Consider the following 24,203-nt stretch of genomic DNA (forward strand, 5'->3'; position numbering starts at 1 on the left):
CGATTACTTCACGTTGACCTTCAGCTCCTGCCAGAGCGCCAGATACTTCTCGCGCTGTTCGTCGGTGATCGGCGCCTGGAACTGGATGCGCTTGGCGACCTCGGGGCTGCCCATGACCTTGCGGTTGAAGGCATCCGCGGGCAGTGCGGCGACCGCCTTGGTGTTGGCCGAGACCGGAGCGCCGACCTTGGTGACCCACTCGACGTAGAATTTCGGGTCGATCATGTAGTTGATGAAGGCCTCGGCGCCGGCGACGTTCTTCGAGCCGGCGGGAATTGAGAAGGCGTCGAGCCAGGCGACGGCGCCTTCCTGCGGGATGACCAGCGAGACCGGCAGCTTGAAATGCGTCTTGGCGCGATCGGCCGAGCCGCTCCAGTAGGTGCCGATGTCGATCTGGTTGGAGGCGACCATCTGGTTCCAGTCATTCTCCGAGCTCCAGAAGGTCTTGATCTGCGGCATCAGCGAGGTGAGCTTCGCCTTGACCGCGTCCATGTCCTTGATGTCGTTGATGTTCTGCCCCGATGCAATCGCCCCGAACTGCACCGCCTCGACGGCATCGTCGCGGATGATGACGCGGCCCTTGTGCGCCGGGTCCCACATCTCGGCGATGCTCGTCGGCGGCTTGTCGAAAGACTTTTCGTTGATGGCAAGAGCGGTCAAGCCCCACACCCACGGCACGCCATAGACCTTGCCGTCATGGTTGAGCATCGGCGAGCCGGCCTTGTCCTTGCTGACGTCGGCATAGTTGGAAAGCTTCGAAACATCGATCGGCTGGATCAGCTTGCCGGCCATCGCCTGGTCGTTAAAGGCGGCATTGATCATCACGACGTCGTAGAGGCCGGGATTGGTCCTCAGCTTCGTCAGCATCTCCTGCTCGGAGTTGAAGAAGTCGTTGACCACCTTGAAGCCGGTCGCCTTCTCGAAGTTGGCGACAGCCCATGGCTCGTCGGCGCCATAGCCCTTCCAATTGAGCACATGCACTTCTTCGGCGGCCTGGGCGGAGAGCGTGAATGCTGAAACGACGACGGCGGTCGCCGTCAGAAAAGCGGTCAGTCTGGGCATGCGCATGTTTCTTTCCTCTCATTGTTTGCCCGGTTTGCGGGCTTGTTAAGTTGTGGCCTCTTGTTCCCGGCAATGCGCGACCGCCGCTTGATCGCGCTGGGCAAGGAATTCCCGGATTTCGTTGTCGGTCGGCGCCGACGACCCGCCATGGCGGGTGACCGAAAGCGCCGCCGCCGCGTTGGCGTAGCGAGCTGCCTCGGAAGGCGGCATGCCACGTGAAAGGCCGCTGACGAACGCGCCAATGTGGGTATCGCCCGCGCCATTCGTATCGACGGCAACAACCTCGAAGCCCGCGATCGCCCGCGTGCCGCTTTCGGTCATCCGCAGCAGGCAGCCATGGGCGCCGGAACGGATCACCACACCTGCCGCCTTTGGACAATGCTCGGCAAGCAGCCGTACAGCGACAGTCTGTGCGTCACCGGCGCCGGCGATTTCTGCGGCCTCATCGGTGTTGCAGCTCAGCCATGTCGTGCGCGTGAGCACCCGATCCAGGATCGGCCGCGGAATCTCGGCGATCACCGGCGTCGGGTCGAAGACGAAAGGAATTTCCGGCGGCAGCGCCTCTACCCAATCGGCGAGCGCATCGCGGCTGCCGGGATAGCTTAGCGTGTAGCCTGACGCGAACACCCAGTCGCCGGGAGCGACCTTGACGGGAGCCATCATGTCGAGCGTGAGCCGGCTTTCGGCACCGGGCCAGGAGACGAAAGTCCGTTCGGCGTCGCCGCTGATCATCGCAACGCAATTGCCGCTGTCCATCGAGGGTGACGGCGGCGTCAGCGTCTCGATGCCTTCGGCTGCGAAAGCGGCGCGCAGGAAGTCGCCGTCAGGTCCCGTTCCCAACTGGCCACCGAACACCACCTTCATGCCGGTGCGGCTTGCCGCGACCATCATGTTGAAGCCACCACCGGGGACACGCGCGTAGCTCGACGCGCTCTTTTCGGTGCCGGGAGCCGGCAAGGCATCGATTCGGTAGACATAGTCGACCACGGCGCTGCCGACATGGACGAGCCGCGCGCTCATCAGGCGGCCTCCTTGCCCGAGCCAGCTTTTGCCGTCCGCACAGCGACGAGATCACTGGCCAGCGCGCGAACTTCGGCGAGGTCGATGCCCTTCAGTCCAGCAATGCGGTCCTGCGGCAGGCGTGACACGCCGGTGCAGGCGCCCGCCATGCCTGCTGTGATGGCGCCAATTGTGTCGGTGTCGCCGCCGAGATTGGCGCTGATGACGGCCGCCCGCCACGCATCACCGCCAGCGACCTCCAGCACGGCGAACGCCGCCGGAACCGATTCCTGGCTGGCGACACCGGTTCCGATCAGATCGACGATCAGCCGGATCGCCTCGTTCTCCGACTTGCCGCGCACGAGTTCCTGCGCCCAGGCGATTCGGGCGGCGATGTCGCCGCCGGTGACCCAGTGTCCCAACGTGGCACCTAAACGCGCTGCAGCGACAGCGCGCTCGGAAGCCGCGCGCCAGTCACTGCCGGCAACGCCGCTGCTGACGGCCGCCGCGACGGCGGCAGCCGAGGCAATGGCGATCGAAGTGTTGTGCGTGGCGCGACAGGTTTCCGCCACCTTCGCAACCAGAGCCTGAAGTGGCTCCAGCGGCATCATGATGCCGACCGGGCCAATGCGCATCGCCGCGCCATTGGTGTCGCCGCCACTTCCGGCTTCCTCAGGCGGCACACCGTCATTTATGGCGTCGATGGCGCGCTTTGTCGAAGGGCCAAGCAGGTCGTAGCTGCCGCGCGCCTTCACGTCTCTTTCCCAGTCAAGCAGCGCGTTGACCCAGCGAGCATGGTCGAAGCGATCGCCGGATTCGACAAGGATGCGGCCAAGCAGCAGCGCCTGCTCGGTGTCGTCGGTGATGGTGCCGGCCGGCAGGCCTTTCGACACCGGATGATCGGCGGCAGGCGCGACGAAATCTTCGACATGGCCGTAGAGCTCGGCGATGCAGGCGAGCGACAGAAGCTGTGTCGGCATGCCGAGCGCATCGCCAAGCGCCCCGCCGATCAGCGCGCCCATCGCCCGGTCGATGATCTCGGCCGCATCCGCCATGCTCAGAACTCCAGATGCAGCGCAAAGTGCGCCGGGTTGAGCAGGCTGGTGACGAATTCGATGGCACGTCCGTCGGCGGCGCGCGTCAGCCGCCGCGTCCTGAGGAAGGGCGTGCCCACCGCGCAATCCAGAATGGCCGCGTCGGCGGTGCTCAACATTTCGATGTCGACCCACTCCTCGCCATGGTCGGGCACCAGCCCTGCCGCGCGCAGCGTCTGGTGCAGCGAGCCTTCTCGAAGTCCGCGCAGCGGCACGTCTTCCAGTTCGGGCGACAGCGGCAAGCGGCTGCGCTCGATCGAAATGGCATGACCGTCATCGGCATTGGTACGCACACGATCGACGGCGATGAAGGATGCGCTCTCGACGCCGAGTCTTGCCGCTAGCTCGGCATCCTCGATGATCTCGAGCCGCAACGTGCGGGTTTCGGCGTTGGCACCTGCATTGGCGAGCGCGCGTGACCAGCCGATCGCATCATCGACCGGCGTGCCGTCGAAGGTGACGAAGGAACCGATGCCGACCTTGGTGGTGATCAGTCCGCGGCTGGAAAGCTCTTCCAGCCCTTTGCGAACCGTATTGCGGCTGACGGAGAAGCGCTGGACAAGCTCGTTCTCGCTCTGCAGGCGATCGCCGAAGCCGAGCACGCCGGAGCGGATCTCGTGCTCCAGAACCGTCGCAATCTGCTCGGGCTTGCCCGTGCCGGGAGTGAGTTGCGTCGCGCGGCGGGCCATATCAATACCTGTTCAATGAACCTGTATAACCCTGTTCAATATTGGATTTGAAGGGCGACGTCAATCGCTAAAAATTCGCGAGGGAACGACAATCTTCGATCCTGAGTCCGGAAGACGCGTCAGCGTTCTTCCGGCGGCTTCAGCTCCCGGAACTGCATCAGCAACAGCAAATCGTAGACGATCTTCAGCACCCCGCAGACGAGCAGTGGCCATGCTCGGAACGAAGCCGCGAAGAGAGCGCCCGCAAGCACAGGGCTGGCCGAGGCGGCCAGACTGCGCGGCACCGACGTGAAGCTCGCGGCGGCTGCCCGCTCCGCATCCGTGACAACGGCCATTACGTAGGACGAGCGGGTCGGCACATCCATCTGCGACAGACCGGCCCGGATCAACAGGAGGACAAGCACCAATGGGAGCGTTGGCGCTAGCGCCGCCAAAATCAGAGCGATGCTGGACGGAATGTGCGTGAACACCATTGTGTTGATCAGGCCAATGCGACGCGACAGTCGGGCGGCCACAGGAAACGAGAGCGCCGACAGCACGCCCGACCAGAAGAAGAAAACACCTGCCTGCGAAAGCGATAGGTTGAATTGCTCGAAAAGCCAAAGGGCGAGCAGCGATTGGACGACGAAGCCTCCCGCGAAGGCATCGAGACTGAACAGGGCCGCAAGCTTGAAGACAACGTAGCGCGAGGGGCCAAGCGCGGCGGCTGTGCCGGTAGCCAACGCCGGGCGGCGCGGGATGCACGCGTAGAGCGAACCACCGAGCAGACCGAGAAGCGCGTAAAGGACGAACATGGCCTTGATGCCGGCAAGTCGGTCGAGGCCAACTGGCGCCAGAAGGTCAGGTATTCCCGCAGCGAGTCCGCCTGCGGCGCCTGCGAACGCGCCCACGAGACTGTAGCGTGCGAACATCCTGGTGCGCTCGCGCTCCGTGACCTCGCGCGTGAGCACGGCGTGCTCCAGTGGCACGAACACACTGACACTGCCGGCCGAGGGATTGATCGTGCCGGCGAGCGCGACGACCAACAGCAAAGCGTAGTCATGGACGACGGCAAAGGCCACGCCAGTAGCAATCATCAGACCAGCGCCAGCCAGCAGGAGTTGACGATGATCGTGTCTGGCGCCGAGGAACCCGACACCTATGGTCAGCAGCGCGGAACCAAGCAGCGATGCCGTGGCGATAACCCCGACCTGCAGAGGCGTGAATCCGAGGGCGAGCAGGTAGACGGGCAATAGTACGGCCACGAAACCGTCGCCGAAATCCCGCAGGGCACGGGCTGCAAAGAGAAAAATCGCCGGATGTATCTGCTCCACCGGTCTGGTCTCTCAACGGTTTGCTTCCAGCATCAGCGTCATGGCTTTTGCAGCCAGGCGCGCAGTGGGATGAAGATATCATGCTGGATGAGACTCAAACGTGCCTGCGAGCGGTATTGGCCGCCGTCAAACGAAGAAGAATTCCTCGACGCGCCGCTTTGCCCATGGAAAACTTGTGTTCGCAATGCGAACTTTCTGAATCCCCGGAGCCGCCACGATGGTCAAGTTCCTGCCGCTGAAAGAGGCTGTCGCGGAAAATTTGCATGATGGCGACACGGTCGCTTTCGAGGGTTTCACCCATCTGATCCCGACCGCCGCCGCGCATGAGGCGATCCGCCAGGACTTTCGCGACCTGACGCTGATCCGCATGACGCCCGACCTGATCTACGACCAGATGATCGGCATGGGCATGGCGAAAAAGATCGTCTTCTCCTATGTCGGCAATCCGGGCGTCGGCCTGCTCAGGCGCGCCCGCGACGCCATCGAAAACGGCTTTCCGCGCGCGATCGAGGTCGAGGAGCACAGCCACGCCGGCATGGCCAACGCCTATGAAGCAGGTGCGGCCGGCCTGCCCTGCGCGGTGTTTCGCGGCTATCGCGGCGCGGGTCTTGCCGCGGTCAATCCGAACATCAAGTCCGTCACCTGCCCGTTCACCGGCGAGGTGCTTGCCGCCGTTCCGGCGATCCGGCCCGACGTCACCTTCATCCACGCACAGAAGGCCGACCGGAAGGGCAACGTGCTGGTCGAAGGCATCATCGGCATCCAGAAGGAAGCCGTGCTCGCCGCCAGGCACGCGGTGGTGACGGTCGAGGAAGTGGTCGACAATTTCGACGATCTGCACCCGAACCTTACCGTGCTGCCAAGCTGGACGATCGCCGCGATCTCGGTCGTTCCCGGCGGCTCGCATCCCTCCTACACGCATGGCTATTACGAGCGCGACAACGCCGCCTATCTCGAATGGGACGAGATCGCCGCCGACCGCGACCGCTTTCAGGCGTGGATCAAGAAGAACGTCATCGACAGCAGCGCGGGCGATTTTGCCGCCCGCGTCGAGCATTTGAGGAAAGCCGCATGAGCGAGGATCTGGGCTTCACCCCCAACGAGATGATGACGATCGCCGCCAGCCGTGCGCTGAGAAACGACGATGTCTGCTTCGTCGGCATCGGCGCGCCGTCGGCCGCCTGCAATGTCGCACGGTTGACGCATGCGCCGGACATCACGCTGATCTACGAGAGCGGCACCATCGGCACCGCGCCGGACGTGCTGCCATTGTCGATCGGCGACGGCGAATTATGCGAGACGGCGGTCACCACGGTCGCGGTGCCCGAGATGTTCCGCTACTGGCTGCAGGGCGGCCGCATCTCGATCGGCTTCCTGGGCGCGGCGCAGCTCGACAAGTTCGGCAACATCAACACCACGGTGATCGGCGACTATGTGCATCCGAAGACCCGCCTTCCCGGCGGCGGCGGCGCGCCGGAGATCGCCACCTCGTCGAGAGAGGTTTACATCACCATGGCGCAGTCGAAGCGCAGCATGGTCGAAAAGATCGACTTCTTCACCTCCTTCGGCCACGGCGAAGGCGGCGACCACCGCAAGCGTCTCGGCATCGACACGGCCGGTCCGACCTTGCTGATCACCGACCTCGCCATCTGGAAGCCTGACCCGGCGACCAAGGAATTCACCGTGGTGTCGCTGCATCCCGGCGTCACCCGCGAGCAGGTGCAGGCGACCTGTGGCTGGGTCGTAAAATTTGCCGAGGCGCTTGACGAAACGCCGACGCCGACGGAACTCGAGCTGAAGACATTGCGCGACCTGCAGGCCCGCACCAAGGCGGCGCATGCGGGTACCGCCAAAGGGAAAGCTGCTTAAATGACTGACGCCTTCATCTGCGATTACATCCGCACGCTCATCGGCCGCTTCGGCGGTTCGTTGTCCTCGGTGCGCGCCGACGATCTCGGCGCCATCCCGTTGCGAGCGCTCATGGAGCGCAATCAAGGTGTCGACTGGGCCGCGGTCGACGACGTCGTCTATGGTTGCGCCAACCAGGCCGGCGAGGACAACCGCAACGTCGCGCGCATGGCGCTGCTGCTTGCCGGCCTTCCCCAGGATATCCCTGGCTCGACCGTCAACCGGCTCTGCGGCTCCGGCATGGATGCCGTCAGCATTGCCGCGCGCGCCATCAAGGCCGGCGAGGCCGAGCTGATGATTGCCGGCGGCGTCGAATCGATGAGCCGCGCGCCCTTCGTCATGCCCAAGGCCGACACCGCCTTCTCGCGCAATGCCGAGATCTACGACACCACCATTGGCTGGCGTTTCATCAACCCGCTGATGAAGAAGCAATACGGCGTCGATTCCATGCCCGAGACCGGCGAGAACGTCGCCGAGGATTTCTCCGTCAGCAGAGCCGATCAGGATGCCTTTGCCGTGCGCAGCCAGGACAAGGCCGTGGCCGCCCAAACCAATGGCCGGCTGGCGAAAGAGATCACGCCGGTGACCATCCCGCAGAAAAAGGGCGAGCCGGTCGTTGTCGCCAAGGATGAACATCCCCGCGCCGGCACGACGATCGAGGCGCTGGCCAAATTGCCGACGCCGTTCCGGCAGGGCGGCACTGTGACGGCCGGCAATGCCTCCGGCGTCAATGACGGCGCTGCCGCCCTCATCGTCGCCTCGGAAGCAGCGGCGAGGAAACATGGGCTGACGCCGATCGCCCGCATCCTCGGAGGTGCTGTCGCCGGCGTGGCGCCGCGCGTCATGGGCATCGGCCCGGCACCGGCCACGACGAAGCTCTGCGCCCGTCTCGGCCTGACGCCTGACCAGTTCGACGTTGTCGAATTGAACGAGGCTTTCGCCTCGCAGGGTATCGCCGTGCTGCGCCAGCTCGGCATCGCGGAGAATTCCGCGCACGTCAATCCGAATGGCGGCGCGATCGCGCTCGGCCACCCGCTCGGCATGTCAGGCGCCCGCATCACCGGCACGGCCGCACTCGAGCTTCGCGAGCGCGGCGGCCGCTACGCTTTAGCCACCATGTGCATCGGCGTCGGTCAGGGCATCGCGATTGCGCTTGAGCGGGTTTGATTGCTCCAGTCGATTAATACGGCAGGCCGACGTAGTTTTCCGCCAGCGCGGTCGACGCAGCCTTGGAGTGCACGAGATAGTCGAGCTCGGCCTCCTGGATGCGCTGGCCGAATTCGCCCGTCTCGGGAAAGCGGTGCAGGATCGTCGTCATCCACCAGGAGAAGCGCACCGCTTTCCACACCCTGGCCAGCGCCTTGGCAGAATAGGCGTCGAGCCCCACCTCCGATTTGTCGGAAAAGAATTCGCGAAGCCCGGCAAAGAGATAGCGCACATCGCTGGCAGCGAGGTTGAGGCCCTTGGCGCCGGTCGGCGGCACGATATGGGCGGCGTCGCCGATCAGGAACAGCCGGCCGAAACGCATCGGCTCGGCAACGAAGGAGCGCAGCGGCGCGATCGACTTCTCGAAGGACGGACCGGTGGTGATGGCGGCGGCCGTCTGCGGCGGCAGGCGCCGGCGCAACTCGTCCCAGAAGCGATCGTCCGACCAGGCTTCGACGCGCTCGTCGGCGGGGACCTGCACATAGTAGCGGCTGCGGCGCAGCGAGCGCATCGAGCACAGCGCAAAACCCCGCTCGTGATTGGCGTAGATCAGTTCATGGTCGGCCGGCGGCACTTCAGCCAGCACGCCCAGCCAACCGAACGGGTAAGTCCGCTCGAACGTTTTCAGCGCGCCTTCCGGCACCGACCTGCGGCTGACGCCGTGATAGCCATCGCAGCCGGCAATGAAGTCGCAATCGACACGATGGCTGACGCCATCCTTGTCATAGGTGACGAAGGGCGCTGCACCGTCAAAGTCGTGAAGCGCGACGTTCGCCGCCTCGTAGACGCTGACAAGCCCCGCCGCTTCGCGCTTGTCCATCAAATCATGCGTCACCTCGGTCTGGCCGTAGACGGTGACGTGCTTGCCGCCGGTCAGGCCAGTGAGGTCTATGCGGTGCAGGCGCCCATCGAAGGCGAGCGAGATGCCGGAATGCGGCAGACCTTCGGCATGGAGCCTGTCCGCCGCGCCTGCCTCGCCGAGCAGTTCGACCGTGCCCTGCTCGAGCACGCCGGCGCGTATGCGGCCGAGCACATGCTCGCGGCTCGATCGTTCGAGGATGATCGTCTCGACGCCGATGGTCGCGAGAAGCTGGCCAAGCAGCAGGCCCGACGGTCCCGAGCCGATGATGGCGACCCGTGTGCGCATCAAATCCCTTCCTACATGTCGTTGTCCCAAAACCGCTGCGCACTTTTGGGCGACATGCGTTAGTGGCCAAGGCTCTCGATCTGTCCGGCGAGTTCGGCGGCGAGCCTGAGCGCGGCAGCGGTGGCTACCACCATCTGCGGCAGGATGAGCCATTCCAGCGTCCAGGCCGCGCCCGAGCGCTCCTGTTCATGCACCAGCGCCTGATGCATGCCGGAAAGCTGCGTGGCGTTGAAGCGTGCAAGCGCCACCAGCGCTTCGGCCTTAACGGGGTTCTGCTTGTGCGGCATGGCCGACGAACCGCCACCGCCCGAGAGTTCGATGTCGGCTCCGGCCTGCGCCATAAGCGCGACGTCCTGCCCGAACTTGCCGAGGCTGCCGGTAACGAGCGACAGCCAAGCGGCGAACTCCGCAAGCGCATCGCGCTGGCTATGCCATTGCGGTGCATCGCCGAGGTCGAGCTTGGCCGCAAGCGCCACGCGCACTGCCGGCGCCTTGTCGCCGAGCTTGTCGAACGTGCCGGCGGCGCCGCCGAATTGTACCACCAGCAGCCGGCCGGACAGTTCCTTCAAGCGCTGCTGGTGGCGCTCGAGCGGTGTCCGCCAGGAAGCGATCCGGTCCGCTGCCGTGATCGGTATCGCCGGCTGCATGCGTGTCATCGCCGTCAGCGCCCTGTCCCCGAATTCTTCCTTGAGCCCGGCGAGCCGCACGATATTCTCGCTGAGCAGCAGGCCGATATGGTCGATGGCTTGGCGCAGGCGCAGCACCAGCGAGGTGTCGATGACATCCTGGCTGGTCGCGCCGAAATGAACGAATTCGCCGTGCTGCGCACCGGCCGCCGCCCTGATCTGGCGCACCAGTTCCGGCACCGCGACGCCGTCCTTGGCGACGCCGGCGCGCAGCTTTGCGGTGTCCGGCCGGAAGGCGGCCAGTGCTTTGACGATCGCCGCCCCGGCCTCGTGCGGGATCGCGCCGCACTCGGCTTCCGCCTCGGCCAGCGCCCGCTCGAAGGCGAGCATCGCGGCGATATCGGCTTCCACGGAAAAATGCCTCGCCGCCTCGTCGTCGCCGAGAAAGCCGGAAAGCAGCGGATGATCGAACGGCGAAACGGTCATGTCGGCCACGGTCAGCTGTCGAAGAAGACCGTCTCCTTCTCGCCCTGCAAGTGTACATCGAAAACGTAAGCGTCGCCCTGGCGCTCGGCGATCAGCGTCGGCACCCGCGCGCGATGCTCGATGCGGGCGAGGATCGGATCCTCGGCATTGGCCTTCTCCTCGTCGGAGAAATAGAGCCTCGTGTTGAGGCCGATATTGATGCCGCGCGCCACGATCCACAGCGTGATGTGCGGCGCCATCAGCCGGCGGTCGCGGAACGGCACACGGCCGGGCTTGATCGTCCGGAACAGGCAGATTCCGGTTTCCATGTCGGTCGGCTGCCGGCCCCAGCCTAAAAAGCTCGGATCGGCCGTACCGCGCAATTCGGCGGGCGAATTGTAGAGCCCGGCGGCATCCGCCTGCCAGATCTCGATCAGCGCATCCTTGAGCGGTGTGCCGGTGCCGTCGAGCACCCGGACACGCAGCTCGATCCGCTCACCCTTGGTCTGATCGTTGACCATGGTCGAGCCAAGATCGCTTTCGTAGACGCCGCCGATATCGCAGAAATTCGGCGTCAGCCCGATATGGACATAGGGTCCGGCGGTCTGCGAAGGGCTCTCCTTCAGCCGGTCGAGCGACTGCGCCATCAATTGCCCTCCGGCCTGTTCTCGAACAGCGTCGAGCGCCGCCCGCGCAGCACGATGTCGAACTTGTAGGCAAGCGCATCCATCGGGATCGTCGACTGCATGTCGAGCGCGGCGATCAGCGCTTCGATGGCGGCCCTGTTGGAGATGCCGCCGACGATCGGGCAGCGCCAGATCAGCGGGTCGCCTTCGAAATACATCTGCGTGATCAGCCGCTGCGCGAAGCCGTGGCCGAAGAGAGAAAAGTGGATATGCGCCGGCCGCCAGTCGTTCGGACCGTTCGGCCAGGGGTATGGCCCGGGCCGGACAGTGCGAAAGGCATAGCCGCCGTCCTCGGCGGTGATCGTGCGGCCGCAGCCGCCGAAATTCGGATCGAGCGGCGCCAGATAGCCGTCCTTCTTGTGGCGGTAGCGACCGCCGGAATTGGCCTGCCAGAACTCGAGCAGCACGCCGGGCACGCCCCTGCCGCGCTCGTCGAGCACGCGTCCATGGACGATGATGCGCTCGCCGATGGCGCTCTCGCCTGGCTTGGCGAAATTGTGGATCAAGTCGTTGTCGAGCTCGCCGAGCATGGCATGGCCGAACACCGGACCGGTGAGTTCCGACAGCGTATTGTCGAAGGCGACCAACGCCTTTTGCGGCGAGCGCAGGACCGAGCTCTTGTAGCCCGGCGTGAATGCCGGCGGGTGCCATTGGCGGTCGCGCTGGAAGAAGGCGCCGGTTTCCGGCGTCCGGTTGGAGCCCGGCTCAGGCATGAGGGGCTCCGTCCATCTGCGAGAACACCTCCTTGGCGATTCTGAAGGCGCGGTTGGCCGCCGGCACCCCGGCATAGATCGCGACATGCAGGAAGGCTTCGCGGATGTCGTCGCGCGAGGCCCCCGTGTTCGCGGTGGCGCGCACATGCATGGCCACCTCTTCGTCGTGGCCAAGGGCTGCGAGCAGCGCCAGCGTCACGATCGAGCGCTCGCGTTTCGACAGGCCGGGGCGCGCCCACACCGTTCCCCAGGCAGCCTCGGTGATCAGCTGCTGGAACGGCCGATCGAAATCGGTTGCCGCGTCCACGGCGCGGTCGACATGCTGATCGCCGAGCACGGAGCGACGGACCTCCAGTCCGGTCCGGTAGCGGCTGGTATTCTTGGGGTCCGCGACGGACCTCCAGTCCGGTCCGGTAGCGGCTGGTATTCTTGGGGTCGTCATCCATGGGCATGCGTTCCCTCAGGCAACGAGGCGACGAAGTCGCGGATCAGGGTGGTCAGTGCGTCGGGCTGCTCGATGCAGGGAATGTGCCCAGCGCCGCGGATCACCTCGAAGCGTGCCCCGGGGATCAGGTCGGCCAGCGAGCGCACGAGATCGGGCGGCGTCGAGCCGTCCTGGTCGCCGACGACGCAGAGCGTCGGCACAGCGATGCGTGAGGCAGCATCGGTGAAATCAGCGTCGCGCACCGCCATGCATGTGCCGATATAGCCGGGCAGCGCCTGCCGGGTCAGCATGTTGCGGCAGCCGGCCAGTTCGGCAGCGCGATTCGTATGGAAATCCGGCGTGAACCACACTTTCAGCACGCCATCGGCGATCGCCTCGATGCCGTCGCGCTCGACGGTCGCGATGCGGCTGTTCCAGCTCTCGGCGGTGCCGATCTTGTGCGCCGTGTCGCTGAGGATCAGCGCCTCGACGAGATCTGGCCGCCGGGCATAAAGCCCCTGGGCGACCATGCCGCCGACCGAGAGGCCGAAGAGCACCGCCTTGTCGAAGCCTAGGTGATCGATCAGCGCGCTCAGATCGTCGACATGGTCGTCGATCGAGCGCACACCGCCGCCGATGTCGGAAAGCCCATGGCCGCGCTTGTCGTAGACGAGCATCGGCATCTCGCCGGCAAGCCGCGCCACGACGTCGTCCCAGATCCGGAAGTCGGTGCCCAACGAGTTGATGAAGATGATCGGGCGCGAAGTGCCGGTCGCTTCGATCGTGCGATAGTGCAGCGTGACGCCGCCGGTGCTGACGAATGGCACGGTTTCGGTCCTCCAAGGTGACATTGCACCAGTTGGTGGCTCAAGAAAATGATATTTGGCCGCGTTTCATTACCTTCGCCGTTCTGGCATTACCGAGAGCCATTCCGACGGATAGCAATGACCTCAAAACGCAACGTCCTTTTCATCATGTGCGACCAGCTGCGGTTCGACTATCTGGGCTGCGCCGGACACAGGAGCCTGAAGACGCCGAATATCGACCGGCTCGCCGACCGCGGCGTGCGCTTCACCAACGCCTATGTTCAATCGACGGTGTGCGGTCCCTCGCGCATGAGCGCCTCTACCGGCCGCTATGTCCGCTCGCACGGCTCGACGCATAACGGCGTGCCGCTGAGGGTCGGCGAGCCGACGCTGGGCGATCACCTGCGCGAAATCGGCGTGCGCTGCGCTCTCATCGGCAAGACGCACATGAGCGCCGACGAGGAAGGCATGGAGCGCCTCGGCATCGCCAGGGATTCCATCATCGGCGTGCGTGTCGCCGAATGTGGCTTCGAGCCGTTCGAGCGCGACGACGGCTTGCATCCCTCGACCAGCTACGACCCCGATCCGGCCTACGACAGCTATCTGCGCGAGCAGGGTTTCGACGCCGCCAACCCATGGGAGCATTGGGCGAATTCCGGCGAAGGCACGAACGGCGAGAATTTCAACGGCTGGCTGCTCGTCCATGCCGACAAGCCGGCGCGCATTCCGGACGAGCATTCCGAAACACCCTACATGACCCGCCGTGCCATGCGCTTCATCGAGGAGGCCGAAGCCAATGGCGAAGCCTGGTGCGCGCATCTTTCCTACATCAAGCCGCACTGGCCCTATATTGTGCCGGCGCCCTATCATGACATGTACGGCAAGGCGGATATCCAGCCGCCGATCCGCAGCGAGGCGGAGCGCGCCTCGCCAAATCCGATCTTCGAGGCCTTCCAGCAGGAGCGCTACTCGAAGAACTTCTCACGCGACGAGGTCCGCGAGACCGTCATCCCCTGCTACATGGGCCTGATCAAGCAGATCGACGACCAGCTCGGCCATTTGTTTGACTTCATTGAGAAGCGCGGCCTGTTCGAGAACACGCTTGTCGTGTTCACCTCCGACCATGGCGACTATCTCGGCGACCACTGGCTCGGCGAGAAATACCTGTTCCACGATGTCGCGGTCAAAGTGCCTATGATCGTCTACGATCCGCGCCCGGAAGTCGACGCCACGCGCGGGACCAGCTCAGATGCGTTGGTCGAGATGATCGACCTCGCGCCGACTTTCCTCGACTATTTCGGCGGCAGGGCCAAGCCGCATATCCTCGAAGGCCGTTCGCTGTTGCCGCTCACTTCCGGCGAACGGACAAGCCTGCGCAACTTTGCTGTTAGCGAATACGACTACAGCGGCGACGCGGCGCGGCTGAAGCTCGCCATGCCGGTGTCGAACTGCAAGCTCTACATGATCACCGACGGCCGCTTCAAACTCGTCCATGGCGAAGGTGTCGAGCCGATGCTCTTCGACCTGCAGAACGACCCCGGCGAACTGTGCGATCTCGGCCGCGACCCATGGGCGGCCAGCGATATAGAGCGGTTGCGGCAAGCGCTGATGCGCTGGTTGGCGCTGCCCAACAACCGCATCACCGTTCCGGACGAATGGCTGACGGAGATCGACGACAAGATCGAGCATTTCGACCCTATCCTCGGCTCCGGCGTGCTCATCGGCTACTGGGACGAGGCCGAACTTGCCGAACAGCAGGAGGCGCGCCGCCGCTGGCTGGCGCGCCGAGACCGCAAGTAAACTTCGCTATCCGAGCGTCAATCCCGCCTTGCGCGCTTCCTCGCGCAGGAACGGCAGGCCCACCTCGATGACGTCGCGCGGGTCTTCCGCCACCGGGCGCCACACCGCCAGCCCACCGGCGATATCGACATCGACATGGTTCATGCTTTCGAGCGTGATCGCGCCCTGATAGCCGATGTCGGCGATCGCCTTCATGCAGGCCGCCCAGTTGAGCATGCCGCGCCCCGGCACGCCGCGATTGGCCTCCGACACATGCACATAACCGAGGAAGGGGGCCGCCGCCTCGAAGCCCGCGGCAAAGCTCTCTTCCTCGATATGCATGTGATAGGTGTCGAGATGGATGAAGATGTTGTCGGCACCGACGCGCTCGATGATCCGCGCCGCGTCGACACCGCGATTAATGAGATGCGTCTCGTAGCGGTTGCAGGGCTCGATGCCGAGCTTCAGGCTGCGGGCCTTCGCCGCCTTCGCCGCGCGTTCGAGGAAGCGGCACATGCCGTCGATCTCCTTGCGCGTCGGCGCCCGCCCTGTGGTCTTGCCGATCGTGCCGTAGGTGACGCCGCCAAGCGCCTCTGCGCCGACTTCGTTGCACACTTTGAAGGCCGGCTGCAGGAAGTCGAGCGCCTCCTCCGGCCGCTCGACCACGTCGAGCGCTCGCGGCAGGCCGAGCGACGGGATGAGCTGGACGCCATAGTGGTTGGCGAAGCCGCGCGTGTGCTTGGTGTCGATCTCCTCAGGGCGCAGCAGCGGAATCTCCATCAGACCGATGCCGAGTTCCTTCAGCCGGTCCATCTGCGGCTCGATGCGGGCGAGGTCCCAGACCGGAGCGATGGCGAAAGTGTGCAGTCCAAATGTATTCATGTCAGCCTCGTTGCTCATGCGCCGCCGCGGCGCTGATATCGCCGCCGCCGACGATGCGGCTGACGACTTCGTTCATGTTGGTCTTGGCGGTGACGAGATCGGCATCCGCCCTGCCGTGGCGCAGCACGACGATGCGGTCGGTAACCGACAGCACGTCGTTCAGCCGGTGCGAGATCAAAATGACTGCGATGCCTTCCGACTTCAGCCGCCGGATGAGATCGAGCACGCTCTGCACCTCCCGCACGGCGAGCGCCGCCGTCGGCTCGTCCATGATGACAAGCTTCGGGTTGAAGGTGAGCGCCCGCGCAATCGCCACCGTCTGCTGCTGGCCGCCGGAGAACGAGCCGACGGACCGGTTGATCGACGGCAGATGCGCGCCGAGCCGCTCGACCATTCGCGCCGCCTGGCGATCCATCTCGGCCTTGTCGACAAAGCCGGGGAACAGGCCGAGCAGCCTTTTCGTCGGCTCGCGGCCAAGGAAGATATTCGACGCAACGTCCTGCTGCTTGGCGAGGGAAAGATCCTGGTAGATCATCTCGATGCCGAGGCGGCGGCGCTGGCCGGGGTCGAGGGCGAGAATGTCCTTGCCGTCGAACTCGATCGAACCGGTGTCGGCGCGGTAGATGCCCGTTATGGTTTTCATCAGCGTCGACTTGCCGGCGCCATTGTCGCCGACCAGGCCGACCACTTCACCGGCCGCGACCGAGAGGTCGACGCCGTGCAGCACGTCGACAGCGCCAAAACTCTTGCGGATGCCGTGGAGCGAAAGAAGGGTCATACGCGCGACTCCTTCCGCACCTGGTACTGATCGATGAAGACCGCGAGGATCAGCACCGCGCCGATCGCCATCTGCTGGTAGTAGGACTGCACCGCAAGCAGCGTCAGCCCGTTCTGCAGCACGCCCATGATCAGCGCGCCGATCATCGTGCCGAGGATCGAGGCGCGGCCGCCGAACAGATTGGTGCCGCCGATGATCGCCGCGGTGATGGCGGTGAGCTCGTAGTTGATGCCGGCGGTCGGATCACCGGCATTGACGCGGGCGGTGAAGAGCAGGCCAGCAAGCCCGGCAAGCGCGCCGGAGAGCGTGTAGATGATGCGGCGATGTTGCTCGACACGGATGCCGGCGGCGCGCGCCGCACCCTCGCTGTCGCCGAGCGCCAGCGTGTGGCGGCCGAACCGCGTATAGGCGAGCACGCAATGCGCGACGATCGCGGTGAGCACGAAGATGATCACCGGCATCGGGACGCCGAGCGGTCGGCCTTGGCCGATATAGACGATCTCGGCCGGCAGGCCGTAGATCGCCCTGCCCTGCGAGATGACCAGCGCCAGCCCGCGGGCAAGGCCGAGCATGCCGAGCGTGACGATGAAAGCGGGCACGAAGGCGCGGGTGACCAGTTGGCCGTTGATGTAGCCAGCGATACTTCCAGCCAGAACGCAGGCTATCACCGCGAAGACCGAGGGCCAGCCGAGATTGACGGCGACGAAGGCGCCCGCCACGCCGGCCAACCCCATGACCGAGCCGAGCGACAGATCTAGCCCGCCCGAGCCGATGACGAAGGTGGCGGCGATCGCCAGCACGCCGATCGTCGATGTCGCCAAGAGGATGTTGAGGAAATTGCTGAGCGACAGGAAGAAAGGCGACAGCAGCGCCATCGCCGCGCTCAGCGCCACAAGCACCAGCAGCGACTCCAGCCTGATGTGGAGTCTCTCGACGGATGCGCGCTGCACCCGAGCCCAGAAGCCGGGCTGCGCCGTTTCGGAAGCCATGTTTTTGCCCTTCGGATAGGGGGTAAGGCAGTAGGGATTAGGCAGTAGGGCAGCAGGTAAGGAGTGTGACGCGGTCTGAGGGGCAGGACATGCCTCTTGCCCTACTGCCTACTGCCTATTCCCTTCCTACTTCACATACTGCAGCATCGGCTCCTTGCCGGCGTCGAGCACATCCTTGGTCAGCACCAGGGTGGGCACGGCGATGCTCTCTTCGACCTTCTCGCCGGCCAGCGCCTTCTTGACGTTCTCCACCGCCTGCTTGCCGACGAGATAGGGAAGCTGCGCGACGGAGGCGTTGAGCCGGCCTTCCTTGATCGACTTCACCGCATCGACATTGCCGTCGACGCCGATCATCGTCACCTGCTGGCCTTTGCCTGCCGCATAGACCGATTCCACCGCGCCCAGCGCCATGCCGTCATTGGCGCAGAAGATGGCGACGAGATCGGGATGCGCCGTCAGCGTGTCGGTGGCGATCGAGGCCGCCTTGCCGCGATCCCAGTCGCCCGGCAGTGAGGCGACAATCTGCAGCCCCGGTGCCAGTTCCTTGAGCTTGTCGGCAAAGCCCTTGGCGCGCTTCTCGCCGGTGATGTTGCCGGAGAGACCCTCGATCACAAGCACCGGACCCTTGGCGTCCTTGCCGAGCTTGGAGACGAGGTATTCCGCTCCTTGCGCGCCGGCCGCCACATTGTCGGAACCGATGTGGAAGGTGACCTTGACGCCTTCCTTGTCGAGCACCGCTTGGTCGAGATTATTGTCGAGGTCGACGATCTTGATGCCGGCGTCCTGCGCCGACTTCAGGCAGGGCAAAAGGTTGGTCGAGTTGATGGCGGCGGTGATCATCGCCACCGGCTTGCGCTCGAGCATCGTGTTGCAGAGGTTGAGCTGCGGCTCGGCCGCCTGGTCGCTTTCGGCCGCCTGCTGGAAATACTTCACGCCGGCTTCCTTGGCGCCATCCGCGACGCCCTGGGCCATCGCGCCCCAGAACGGATTGGCCAGCGTCTTCATCAGCACGCCATATTCGCCGTCCTCGGCCTTGGCGACACCGATGGCCGAAAATGCCAGAGCCACGCCCAATGCCAGAGTAAATCGATTCAACTTTGGGAAAAGCGATGTCATTCCATCCTCCGTTTGTTGTTTGCGCCGGATGCCGCGGCCAGGGCCGGCGCCCTTCTTCCGTTGTCGACAATGGGGGCTATTGTCGGTCTCCTCCCCCGGAATGCGGGACGCTGCCTGGCGAGCCAACGGATTCCCGCATTAACACCTTGCAAGGCTCGAGCCGCGCCCTCGGCGGCCCCCCCTCGCCTTCGATCCTGCGAAACAAGACCTCCATCGCGTTGCCGGCGATCTCGCGCACCGGCTGCACCACCGCGGCGATCGCCGGCCAGGTCACCTGCATCCATTCGGCGTCGTCGAAGCCGACCAGCGAGATGTCGTTGGGGCAATGCCAGCCGCGCCGCCGGAATTCCGACAGCGCCACCAGCGTGCCCTTGAGGAAGAGCGAATAGACCGCCGTCGGCCGGTCGCCGCCGGCTTCCCGCTTGCTGAAATAGTCGCGAAGCAGCGTCCGCAACGGCTCGACGTCGCTTTCGCAAAGCACGACGTCGATACGGACATCCGGCGCGAGATCGAGCGCCGTGTTGCGGAACCCCTCGAGACGGGCGCGCACCGTCGCCGCCTGCTGGCCGAGGCCGACGACAAGGATGTGGCGGTGGCCTTGGCCGACAAGCGCGCGCGCCACTTCAGCGCTTGCCGCCGCGCTATCGGCCGAAACCGTGTCGAAGGCGTCGTCGGCAAGCACGCGGTCGATCAGCACGCCGGTCATGCCGTTCGCCTTCATGAAACCGGCCGCTGGCCCGTGCTCGTTGCGCACCGGCGCCAGCACGACGCCGGCGACGCGCCAGTCATGCATGCGGGCAAGGATCTCTTTCTCGCGCGCTTCCGATTCACGGCTGGAAGCGGCGACAAGCGTATAGCCGCGCTGCTCGGCGAAGCCTTCGAGCTCGCTCACCATCTGGCCGAAGAACTCGCTTTCGAATTCCGGCATGATGGCGCCGATGATGCGGCGCTTGGCCCGCCGCATGTCGGAAGCGAGCGGGTCGACGCGGTAGCCCAGAAGCTCGACGGCATCGAGGACGCGCTGCGCGTTTTCCGGCTTAACCGTGGTGACGCCGGCCAGCACCTTGGAGACGGTCGCGGCGGACACGCCGGCATGGCTTGCCACATCGTGGATCGACGGACGTTGCCGCTGGACTTCCTGTTGCGCCATTGACCGCCTCCTGAGGGCAGACAGCCGCTTGCTGCCTTTCTAGTTTAATTCGATAAATCGATTTTTCGCAGTTGTAAATCGTTTAATCCTGAGTAAAGAACGCAAATCTGATTGACGCGATCCAATCGCACTGGGAGGATAAACGATGTCCGACAAGGCCCTGCCGCTGGTGATCAGCGCGCCCGAACCGCGCACGCTCGACCTGATCTTCACGCCGCCGCAGTTGGCGCTGTTTCGCAGGAAATATCGCATCGTCGAGACAACGCCCGAAGGCGTCGCTGGGTTGCCGCCTGATATACTGGCCGAGGCGCGCTACATCGTCGGCCAGCCGCCGATAGCGCCGGAGACGCTGGACAAGATGACGGCGCTGCGCTGCATCTTCAACGTCGAGACCAATCTCATCAACAACATGCCCTATGAGACGCTGTTTGCCCGCGGCATCCACGTCGTCACCACCGGCCTGGTCTTCGCCGAGCCGGTCGCCGAACTGGGTCTTGCCATGGCGCTCAACCTGGCGCGCGACATCGTCGATGCCGACCTCGCCTTCCGGCAAGGCAAGGAACTGTGGGGAGGCGACGGCAACCAGACGGCGCGTCTCCTCTCCGGCGCCGATGTCGGCATCATCGGCTTCGGCGATCTCGGCCGCGCGCTCAATCGCCTGCTGACCGGCTTCCGCACCCGCACCAGGGTCTTCGATCCGTGGCTGCCGCCTTCCGTCCTGGTCGAGCATGGCGTCGAGCCGGCCTCGCTCGACAAGGTGCTGTCGGAAAGCGATTTCGTCTTCGTCGTCGCTTCGGTGACCAGCGAGAACCAGGGTTTTCTCGGCGCCGACGCCTTCGCGAAAATGCGCAAAGGGGCTGCCTTCATCCTGCTAAGCCGCGCTGGCGTCGTCGATTTCCCGGCCTTGATGGAGGCCGTGCGAAGCGGCCATATCGTTGCCGCGAGCGACGTCTTCCCGGAAGAGCCGCTGGCAAAAAAGCATCCGGTGCGCGCCCTCCCCGGCTTCCTGCGCTCGGCCCACCGCGCCGGCGCGCTCGACGTCGCCTTCAAGCGCATGGGCGACATGGTGCTGGAAGACATGGACCTCGTGGATCGCGGCCTGCCGCCGATGCGCTCCAAACGCGCCGAGCGCGAGACCGTTTCCCGGATGCGCTCCAAGCCGGTCGACAGGAACTGATCGCGCCTTGTCACCTGGAAACGGCAGCGTTCCTGCTAGTGATTGCGTCCCGGCGTAGTGCAACCAAACCTAACGGCGGATGACGGAAAAGTTTCGGCTCTCGTGGGCACGTTTGTTTCAGAAACTTTTTCTGCACTGCATGGGAATGGAGGAACTTTGATCCAGACCTTCCGTTGGTAACATGATCGTTTCTCGAACGATCCGGAGAAACAGGAGGTCTATGTTATGAACATCAAGATGATCTGCTTCGGCGCCATGGCGCTTTCGATGGTCGCCGGCTCGGCTCTCGCCGCCGGACAGACCGGTACGTCAGCACTCGACGACCCGGCCAAAATGCAACCCTTCTACACAGACTCCAGCATGAAGACGATGGTCAGTAAGGATGCCTTCACAAAGGCGTGGAAGGCATTGTCGCCGGAAGACCAGACCGCGATGATGACTGCTTGCGCGGATGAGGCCAAGAATGCCAACGCAGCCAACAGCCATCCGGAGTTCTGCAGCAGCGTTAAGGAGAACGGCGGCAGCAAGTAGCCGCTTTGCAGTCTTGTGTAAAACGGTTCCCGTAGCGGGGCCGTTTTCGCGCACCTCGAATTGCTCTAGGCAACGAGATCGTCGCGGTTCGCCTGTCCGGCGCCGCCACCGAAATTGGCTTCAAGCCAGGCGATCGCGCCCGCGACATCGGCAATGGCGAAACGTGCCGTGGTCTCGCCCTGCGGTTTCACGCGGATCGAGATCCCGCCCGCGGCATTGACAGTCTCAAAGCCGTTTTCGTCGGACGTGTCGTCGCCGAGAAAGACCGGGCGCCGGCCGGTGAAGGGATCGAGCTGCATGAAGCGCCGGATCGCGGCACCCTTGGCCGCCTCCAGCGGCATCAGCTCGACACCTGCATTGCCGGCGATCACGCGGTAGCCTTGCGGCAGCCGGGCAAGTGCCGCCTCGACCAGTTCCGTCGCGCGGGTGAGCAAATGCGGCGCCGCCCTTGTGTGAATGGCCAGCACCGGGCCCTTGCGCTCGACATAGACGGCCTGGCTTGCCAGCTCCAGCTCGATCTCGTCGGCAAGTGCGGCCATATCCGCCGGCTCGTCGGCGGCCCCGATTTGCCCGTCCGGTGTCAGCCTGTGCTCCAGCCCGTAGAGACCGGCGATCCGCAGCTTCAAGGGCTCGAACAGTCCGTCGACTGCCGCGATCGAACGGCCGGTGATGAAGGCCAGCGCGCCGTCCAGCCGGCGCTCGACCGTCTCCAGAAGGAGCCGCAGGTCGTCGCTGACCGACACGCTATCCGGATGTGCGGCATGCTCCAGCAAGGTGCCGTCAATGTCGAGGAAGAGCGCCCACCGGCCGTCGGGAAGGCGCGGCGTCAAATCTGTCTGAATATTCATCGGTATCCGGCTGCCTGTTTGCGTTCGAATATGGAGACGACATTGTCGCCGTTGGCGTTCGCCGGCCGTTCGGATAATGCGGTGACCCGGTCGAGCTCGCCGCGCTTCCTCAGCCGCGCCGCGTCGAGCAGCATGCTGCCGGCCCAGCGATAGACGTTGTTGTCGCGCACGATCTCACGCATGCGCCGCATGCGCTCGCGCTGCTCGTCGGGTCCCATGATCAGCGCCTGCCGCATGGCTTCGCTCATCATAGCGGCGTCGTAAGGATTGACGATCAGCGCCTCGAGCAATTCGCGCGAGGCGCCGGCAAACGTGCTGAGCAGAAGCACGCCCTCTTCATCGTCGCGCGCGGCGACGAATTCCTTGGCCACGAGGTTCATGCCGTCATGCAGGCTGGTGACCAGGCAGATGTCGGCCGCGCGGTAGATCTTGTAGACGTCCTTCTGCGAGTGATGCTCGGCCACGAGCACGACCGGGCGATAGCTCCCACTGCCATAGCGCTCGTTGAGTTCCTCGGCGAGGCGCTGGCATTCGTCATGCAGCTGCTTATAGGCCGGCAACGTGCCCCGGCTGGGCGCTGCGATCTGCAGGAAAACCACTTTGCCGATCATTTCGGGGTAGCGAATGAACAGCTCCTCCAGCGCATGGAAGCGGTCGAGGATGCCCTTGGTGTAGTCGAGGCGCTCGACGCCGATGCACAGCTTGGCATCCGCCGGAATGCCGAACCGCTCGCGGATGCTCTGGCGGCATTCCTCGACCGGCGGCAGCCTGTTCAGGAGTTCGACAGGCCATTCGATCGAAATCGGATAAGCATGCACCAGCGTCGTCTGGCCGCCGTAGGATATGGCAGCATCCGCCCGCTCGATCCGGCTCTCCATGAAGCGGTCGACGCTCTCGGTGAAGTTGTTGGCATGGAACTGGGTGTGGAAGCCGATGATCGAGCTGCCCAGCAACCCGTCGAGAATGCGCTCACGCCACGGGCAGATGCTGAACACTTCCGAGTTCGGCCACGGGATGTGCCAGAAGGTGATGACGATCGCTTCCGGCAGGCGTTCGCGGATCATGCGCGGCAAAAGCGCGAAATGGTAATCCTGGACCAGCACGATCGGTCGTTCGTTGCGGGCCTCGGCAACCACCGTGTCGGCGAATTTGCGGTTGACGGCCTCATAGGCCTCCCAGTCCGACTCGCGGAAGGTCGGTCGGGTAAAGGCGATATGGCAGAGCGGCCACAGCCCTTCATTGGCGAAGCCGAGATAGTAGCCTTGATATTCCTCTTCGGTCAGCCAGACCCTGCGCAGTGCATAGGATGGATTTTCGGGCGGCACTTGCACTCGGTCGTCCCTGTCGACCATTTGGCGATCTGCGCTTCCGCCGCCATAGGCGATCCAGGTGCCGGCGCAGGCGCGCGTGATCGGCTCCAGCGCCGAAACCAGTCCGCTCGCCGGCACGACCAGTTCGATGTCACCGTTCTTTTCGTTATGGATGTAAGGCTCGCGGTTGGAGACGATGAGGACCTGCGCGTCCGGCAGATCCTCGGCGAGGATCTTGCGCAGCGTCTCCGGTGACCAGGTGACGAGGGCGGCGTCGACCGACTGCCCGTTCTTCTCGAATTCGCGCAATACCTTGCGCGCGGCTTCCGACGCGACGTCGTCACCCGAAGTGGGCGAGTTTACAGCCTTCGAATGCTGATGACGGTGCCTGGATACTGAAACGAAGATCGCGAGAGCGGAAAGTCCGAGACTCGCTAGGATAAGGACCCACAAGAGGTCGACGCCGTACTGTGTCATTGAATGCCAGGTTGCCTCAGGCTGTCCG

General features: G+C 64.5%; 24 protein-coding genes. 6 read left to right on the top strand and 18 right to left on the bottom strand.

Annotated features, from left to right (window positions below):
* Positions 1–3 precede the first annotated feature (3 nt).
* The 5 genes from AU465_RS01765 to AU465_RS01785 all read right to left on the bottom strand — a co-directional run bounded on the left by AU465_RS01765 (position 4) and on the right by AU465_RS01785 (position 5,157).
* Positions 4–1,068: an ABC transporter substrate-binding protein gene (locus AU465_RS01765; protein ID WP_192243416.1), complete on the bottom strand. Its 1,065-nt coding sequence runs from the start codon at positions 1,066–1,068 to the stop codon at positions 4–6.
* Between the two features lie 39 nt (positions 1,069–1,107).
* Positions 1,108–2,082 (bottom strand): PfkB family carbohydrate kinase, encoded by a 975-nt coding sequence (locus tag AU465_RS01770; RefSeq protein ID WP_192243418.1) that lies wholly within the window; start codon positions 2,080–2,082, stop codon positions 1,108–1,110.
* Complete coding sequence (locus AU465_RS01775) at positions 2,082–3,116, bottom strand: ADP-ribosylglycohydrolase family protein (RefSeq protein WP_192243420.1); 1,035 nt, start codon at positions 3,114–3,116, stop codon at positions 2,082–2,084. The genes AU465_RS01770 and AU465_RS01775 overlap by 1 nt, the downstream gene beginning before the upstream one ends.
* Before the next feature lie 2 nt (positions 3,117–3,118).
* Positions 3,119–3,844 carry a GntR family transcriptional regulator gene (locus AU465_RS01780; RefSeq protein WP_192243422.1) on the bottom strand — a complete coding sequence of 242 codons (726 nt, stop codon included), beginning with the start codon at positions 3,842–3,844 and terminating at the stop codon, positions 3,119–3,121.
* 119 nt (positions 3,845–3,963) lie between these two features.
* Positions 3,964–5,157, bottom strand: a complete 1,194-nt coding sequence (locus AU465_RS01785; RefSeq protein ID WP_192243424.1) for an MFS transporter — start codon at positions 5,155–5,157, stop codon at positions 3,964–3,966.
* A 217-nt stretch (positions 5,158–5,374) separates the two neighbouring features.
* Between AU465_RS01785 and AU465_RS01790 the strand changes: the two genes are divergently transcribed.
* From AU465_RS01790 to pcaF, 3 genes are read left to right on the top strand one after another with little or no spacing between them, the layout of a single operon-like run.
* On the top strand, positions 5,375–6,232 hold the full coding sequence (locus AU465_RS01790) for a CoA transferase subunit A (protein ID WP_192243427.1): 858 nt from the start codon (positions 5,375–5,377) through the stop codon (positions 6,230–6,232).
* On the top strand, positions 6,229–7,026 hold the full coding sequence (locus AU465_RS01795; RefSeq protein ID WP_192243430.1) for a CoA-transferase subunit beta: 798 nt from the start codon (positions 6,229–6,231) through the stop codon (positions 7,024–7,026). Before AU465_RS01790 ends, AU465_RS01795 begins: the two co-directional genes overlap by 4 nt.
* Positions 7,027–8,232 carry a 3-oxoadipyl-CoA thiolase gene (gene pcaF / locus AU465_RS01800; protein WP_192243432.1) on the top strand — a complete coding sequence of 402 codons (1,206 nt, stop codon included), beginning with the start codon at positions 7,027–7,029 and terminating at the stop codon, positions 8,230–8,232.
* 13 nt (positions 8,233–8,245) lie between these two features.
* Here pcaF and pobA read toward each other — a convergent pair whose 3' ends face one another.
* The 6 genes from pobA to pcaD are packed head-to-tail and all read right to left on the bottom strand — an operon-like array spanning position 8,246 to position 13,159.
* Positions 8,246–9,418 (bottom strand): 4-hydroxybenzoate 3-monooxygenase, encoded by a 1,173-nt coding sequence (pobA, locus tag AU465_RS01805; RefSeq protein WP_192243434.1) that lies wholly within the window; start codon positions 9,416–9,418, stop codon positions 8,246–8,248.
* A 59-nt stretch (positions 9,419–9,477) separates the two neighbouring features.
* A complete protein-coding gene (locus AU465_RS01810) occupies positions 9,478–10,530 on the bottom strand; it encodes a 3-carboxy-cis,cis-muconate cycloisomerase (protein ID WP_192243567.1) in 1,053 nt (350 codons plus the stop codon).
* Positions 10,531–10,541: 11 nt separating this feature from the next.
* On the bottom strand, positions 10,542–11,156 hold the full coding sequence (gene pcaG, locus AU465_RS01815; RefSeq protein WP_192243437.1) for a protocatechuate 3,4-dioxygenase subunit alpha: 615 nt from the start codon (positions 11,154–11,156) through the stop codon (positions 10,542–10,544).
* Positions 11,156–11,908, bottom strand: coding sequence for a protocatechuate 3,4-dioxygenase subunit beta (gene pcaH / locus AU465_RS01820; protein WP_192243439.1), 753 nt, complete (start codon positions 11,906–11,908; stop codon positions 11,156–11,158). The genes pcaG and pcaH overlap by 1 nt, the downstream gene beginning before the upstream one ends.
* Positions 11,901–12,350, bottom strand: coding sequence for a 4-carboxymuconolactone decarboxylase (gene pcaC, locus AU465_RS01825; RefSeq protein ID WP_210324949.1), 450 nt, complete (start codon positions 12,348–12,350; stop codon positions 11,901–11,903). Before pcaC ends, pcaH begins: the two co-directional genes overlap by 8 nt.
* Positions 12,347–13,159: a 3-oxoadipate enol-lactonase gene (pcaD, locus tag AU465_RS01830; RefSeq protein WP_312891174.1), complete on the bottom strand. Its 813-nt coding sequence runs from the start codon at positions 13,157–13,159 to the stop codon at positions 12,347–12,349. The genes pcaC and pcaD overlap by 4 nt, the downstream gene beginning before the upstream one ends.
* Positions 13,160–13,276: 117 nt before the next feature.
* On the opposite strand from pcaD, the gene AU465_RS01835 reads away from it, so the two are divergent.
* Entirely contained in the window at positions 13,277–14,938 is a 1,662-nt protein-coding gene (locus AU465_RS01835; RefSeq protein WP_192243443.1) for an alkaline phosphatase family protein, read from the top strand.
* 6 nt (positions 14,939–14,944) lie between these two features.
* Here AU465_RS01835 and AU465_RS01840 read toward each other — a convergent pair whose 3' ends face one another.
* From AU465_RS01840 to AU465_RS01860, 5 genes are all read right to left on the bottom strand, one after another.
* Positions 14,945–15,799: a sugar phosphate isomerase/epimerase family protein gene (locus AU465_RS01840; RefSeq protein ID WP_192243445.1), complete on the bottom strand. Its 855-nt coding sequence runs from the start codon at positions 15,797–15,799 to the stop codon at positions 14,945–14,947.
* Position 15,800: 1 nt separating this feature from the next.
* Entirely contained in the window at positions 15,801–16,577 is a 777-nt protein-coding gene (locus AU465_RS01845; RefSeq protein WP_192243447.1) for an ATP-binding cassette domain-containing protein, read from the bottom strand.
* On the bottom strand, positions 16,574–17,566 hold the full coding sequence (locus AU465_RS01850) for an ABC transporter permease (RefSeq protein WP_192243449.1): 993 nt from the start codon (positions 17,564–17,566) through the stop codon (positions 16,574–16,576). The genes AU465_RS01845 and AU465_RS01850 overlap by 4 nt, the downstream gene beginning before the upstream one ends.
* A gap of 126 nt (positions 17,567–17,692) precedes the next feature.
* Positions 17,693–18,634 (bottom strand): sugar ABC transporter substrate-binding protein, encoded by a 942-nt coding sequence (locus AU465_RS01855; RefSeq protein WP_210324950.1) that lies wholly within the window; start codon positions 18,632–18,634, stop codon positions 17,693–17,695.
* A 124-nt stretch (positions 18,635–18,758) separates the two neighbouring features.
* Positions 18,759–19,832 carry a LacI family DNA-binding transcriptional regulator gene (locus tag AU465_RS01860; RefSeq protein WP_192243453.1) on the bottom strand — a complete coding sequence of 358 codons (1,074 nt, stop codon included), beginning with the start codon at positions 19,830–19,832 and terminating at the stop codon, positions 18,759–18,761.
* A gap of 145 nt (positions 19,833–19,977) precedes the next feature.
* Between AU465_RS01860 and AU465_RS01865 the strand changes: the two genes are divergently transcribed.
* Complete coding sequence (locus tag AU465_RS01865) at positions 19,978–21,009, top strand: hydroxyacid dehydrogenase (RefSeq protein ID WP_192243455.1); 1,032 nt, start codon at positions 19,978–19,980, stop codon at positions 21,007–21,009.
* Between the two features lie 225 nt (positions 21,010–21,234).
* Positions 21,235–21,540 (top strand): hypothetical protein, encoded by a 306-nt coding sequence (locus tag AU465_RS01870; protein ID WP_192243457.1) that lies wholly within the window; start codon positions 21,235–21,237, stop codon positions 21,538–21,540.
* A gap of 65 nt (positions 21,541–21,605) precedes the next feature.
* Here AU465_RS01870 and otsB read toward each other — a convergent pair whose 3' ends face one another.
* Both otsB and AU465_RS01880 read right to left on the bottom strand, forming a co-directional pair.
* Positions 21,606–22,388 (bottom strand): trehalose-phosphatase, encoded by a 783-nt coding sequence (otsB, locus tag AU465_RS01875; protein WP_192243459.1) that lies wholly within the window; start codon positions 22,386–22,388, stop codon positions 21,606–21,608.
* A complete protein-coding gene (locus AU465_RS01880; RefSeq protein WP_192243461.1) occupies positions 22,385–24,175 on the bottom strand; it encodes an alpha,alpha-trehalose-phosphate synthase (UDP-forming) in 1,791 nt (596 codons plus the stop codon). The genes otsB and AU465_RS01880 overlap by 4 nt, the downstream gene beginning before the upstream one ends.
* Positions 24,176–24,203: the final 28 nt, after the last annotated feature.

It is taken from the genome of Mesorhizobium silamurunense (assembly GCF_014843905.1).
GTDB classification, from domain to species: domain Bacteria; phylum Pseudomonadota; class Alphaproteobacteria; order Rhizobiales; family Rhizobiaceae; genus Mesorhizobium; species Mesorhizobium silamurunense.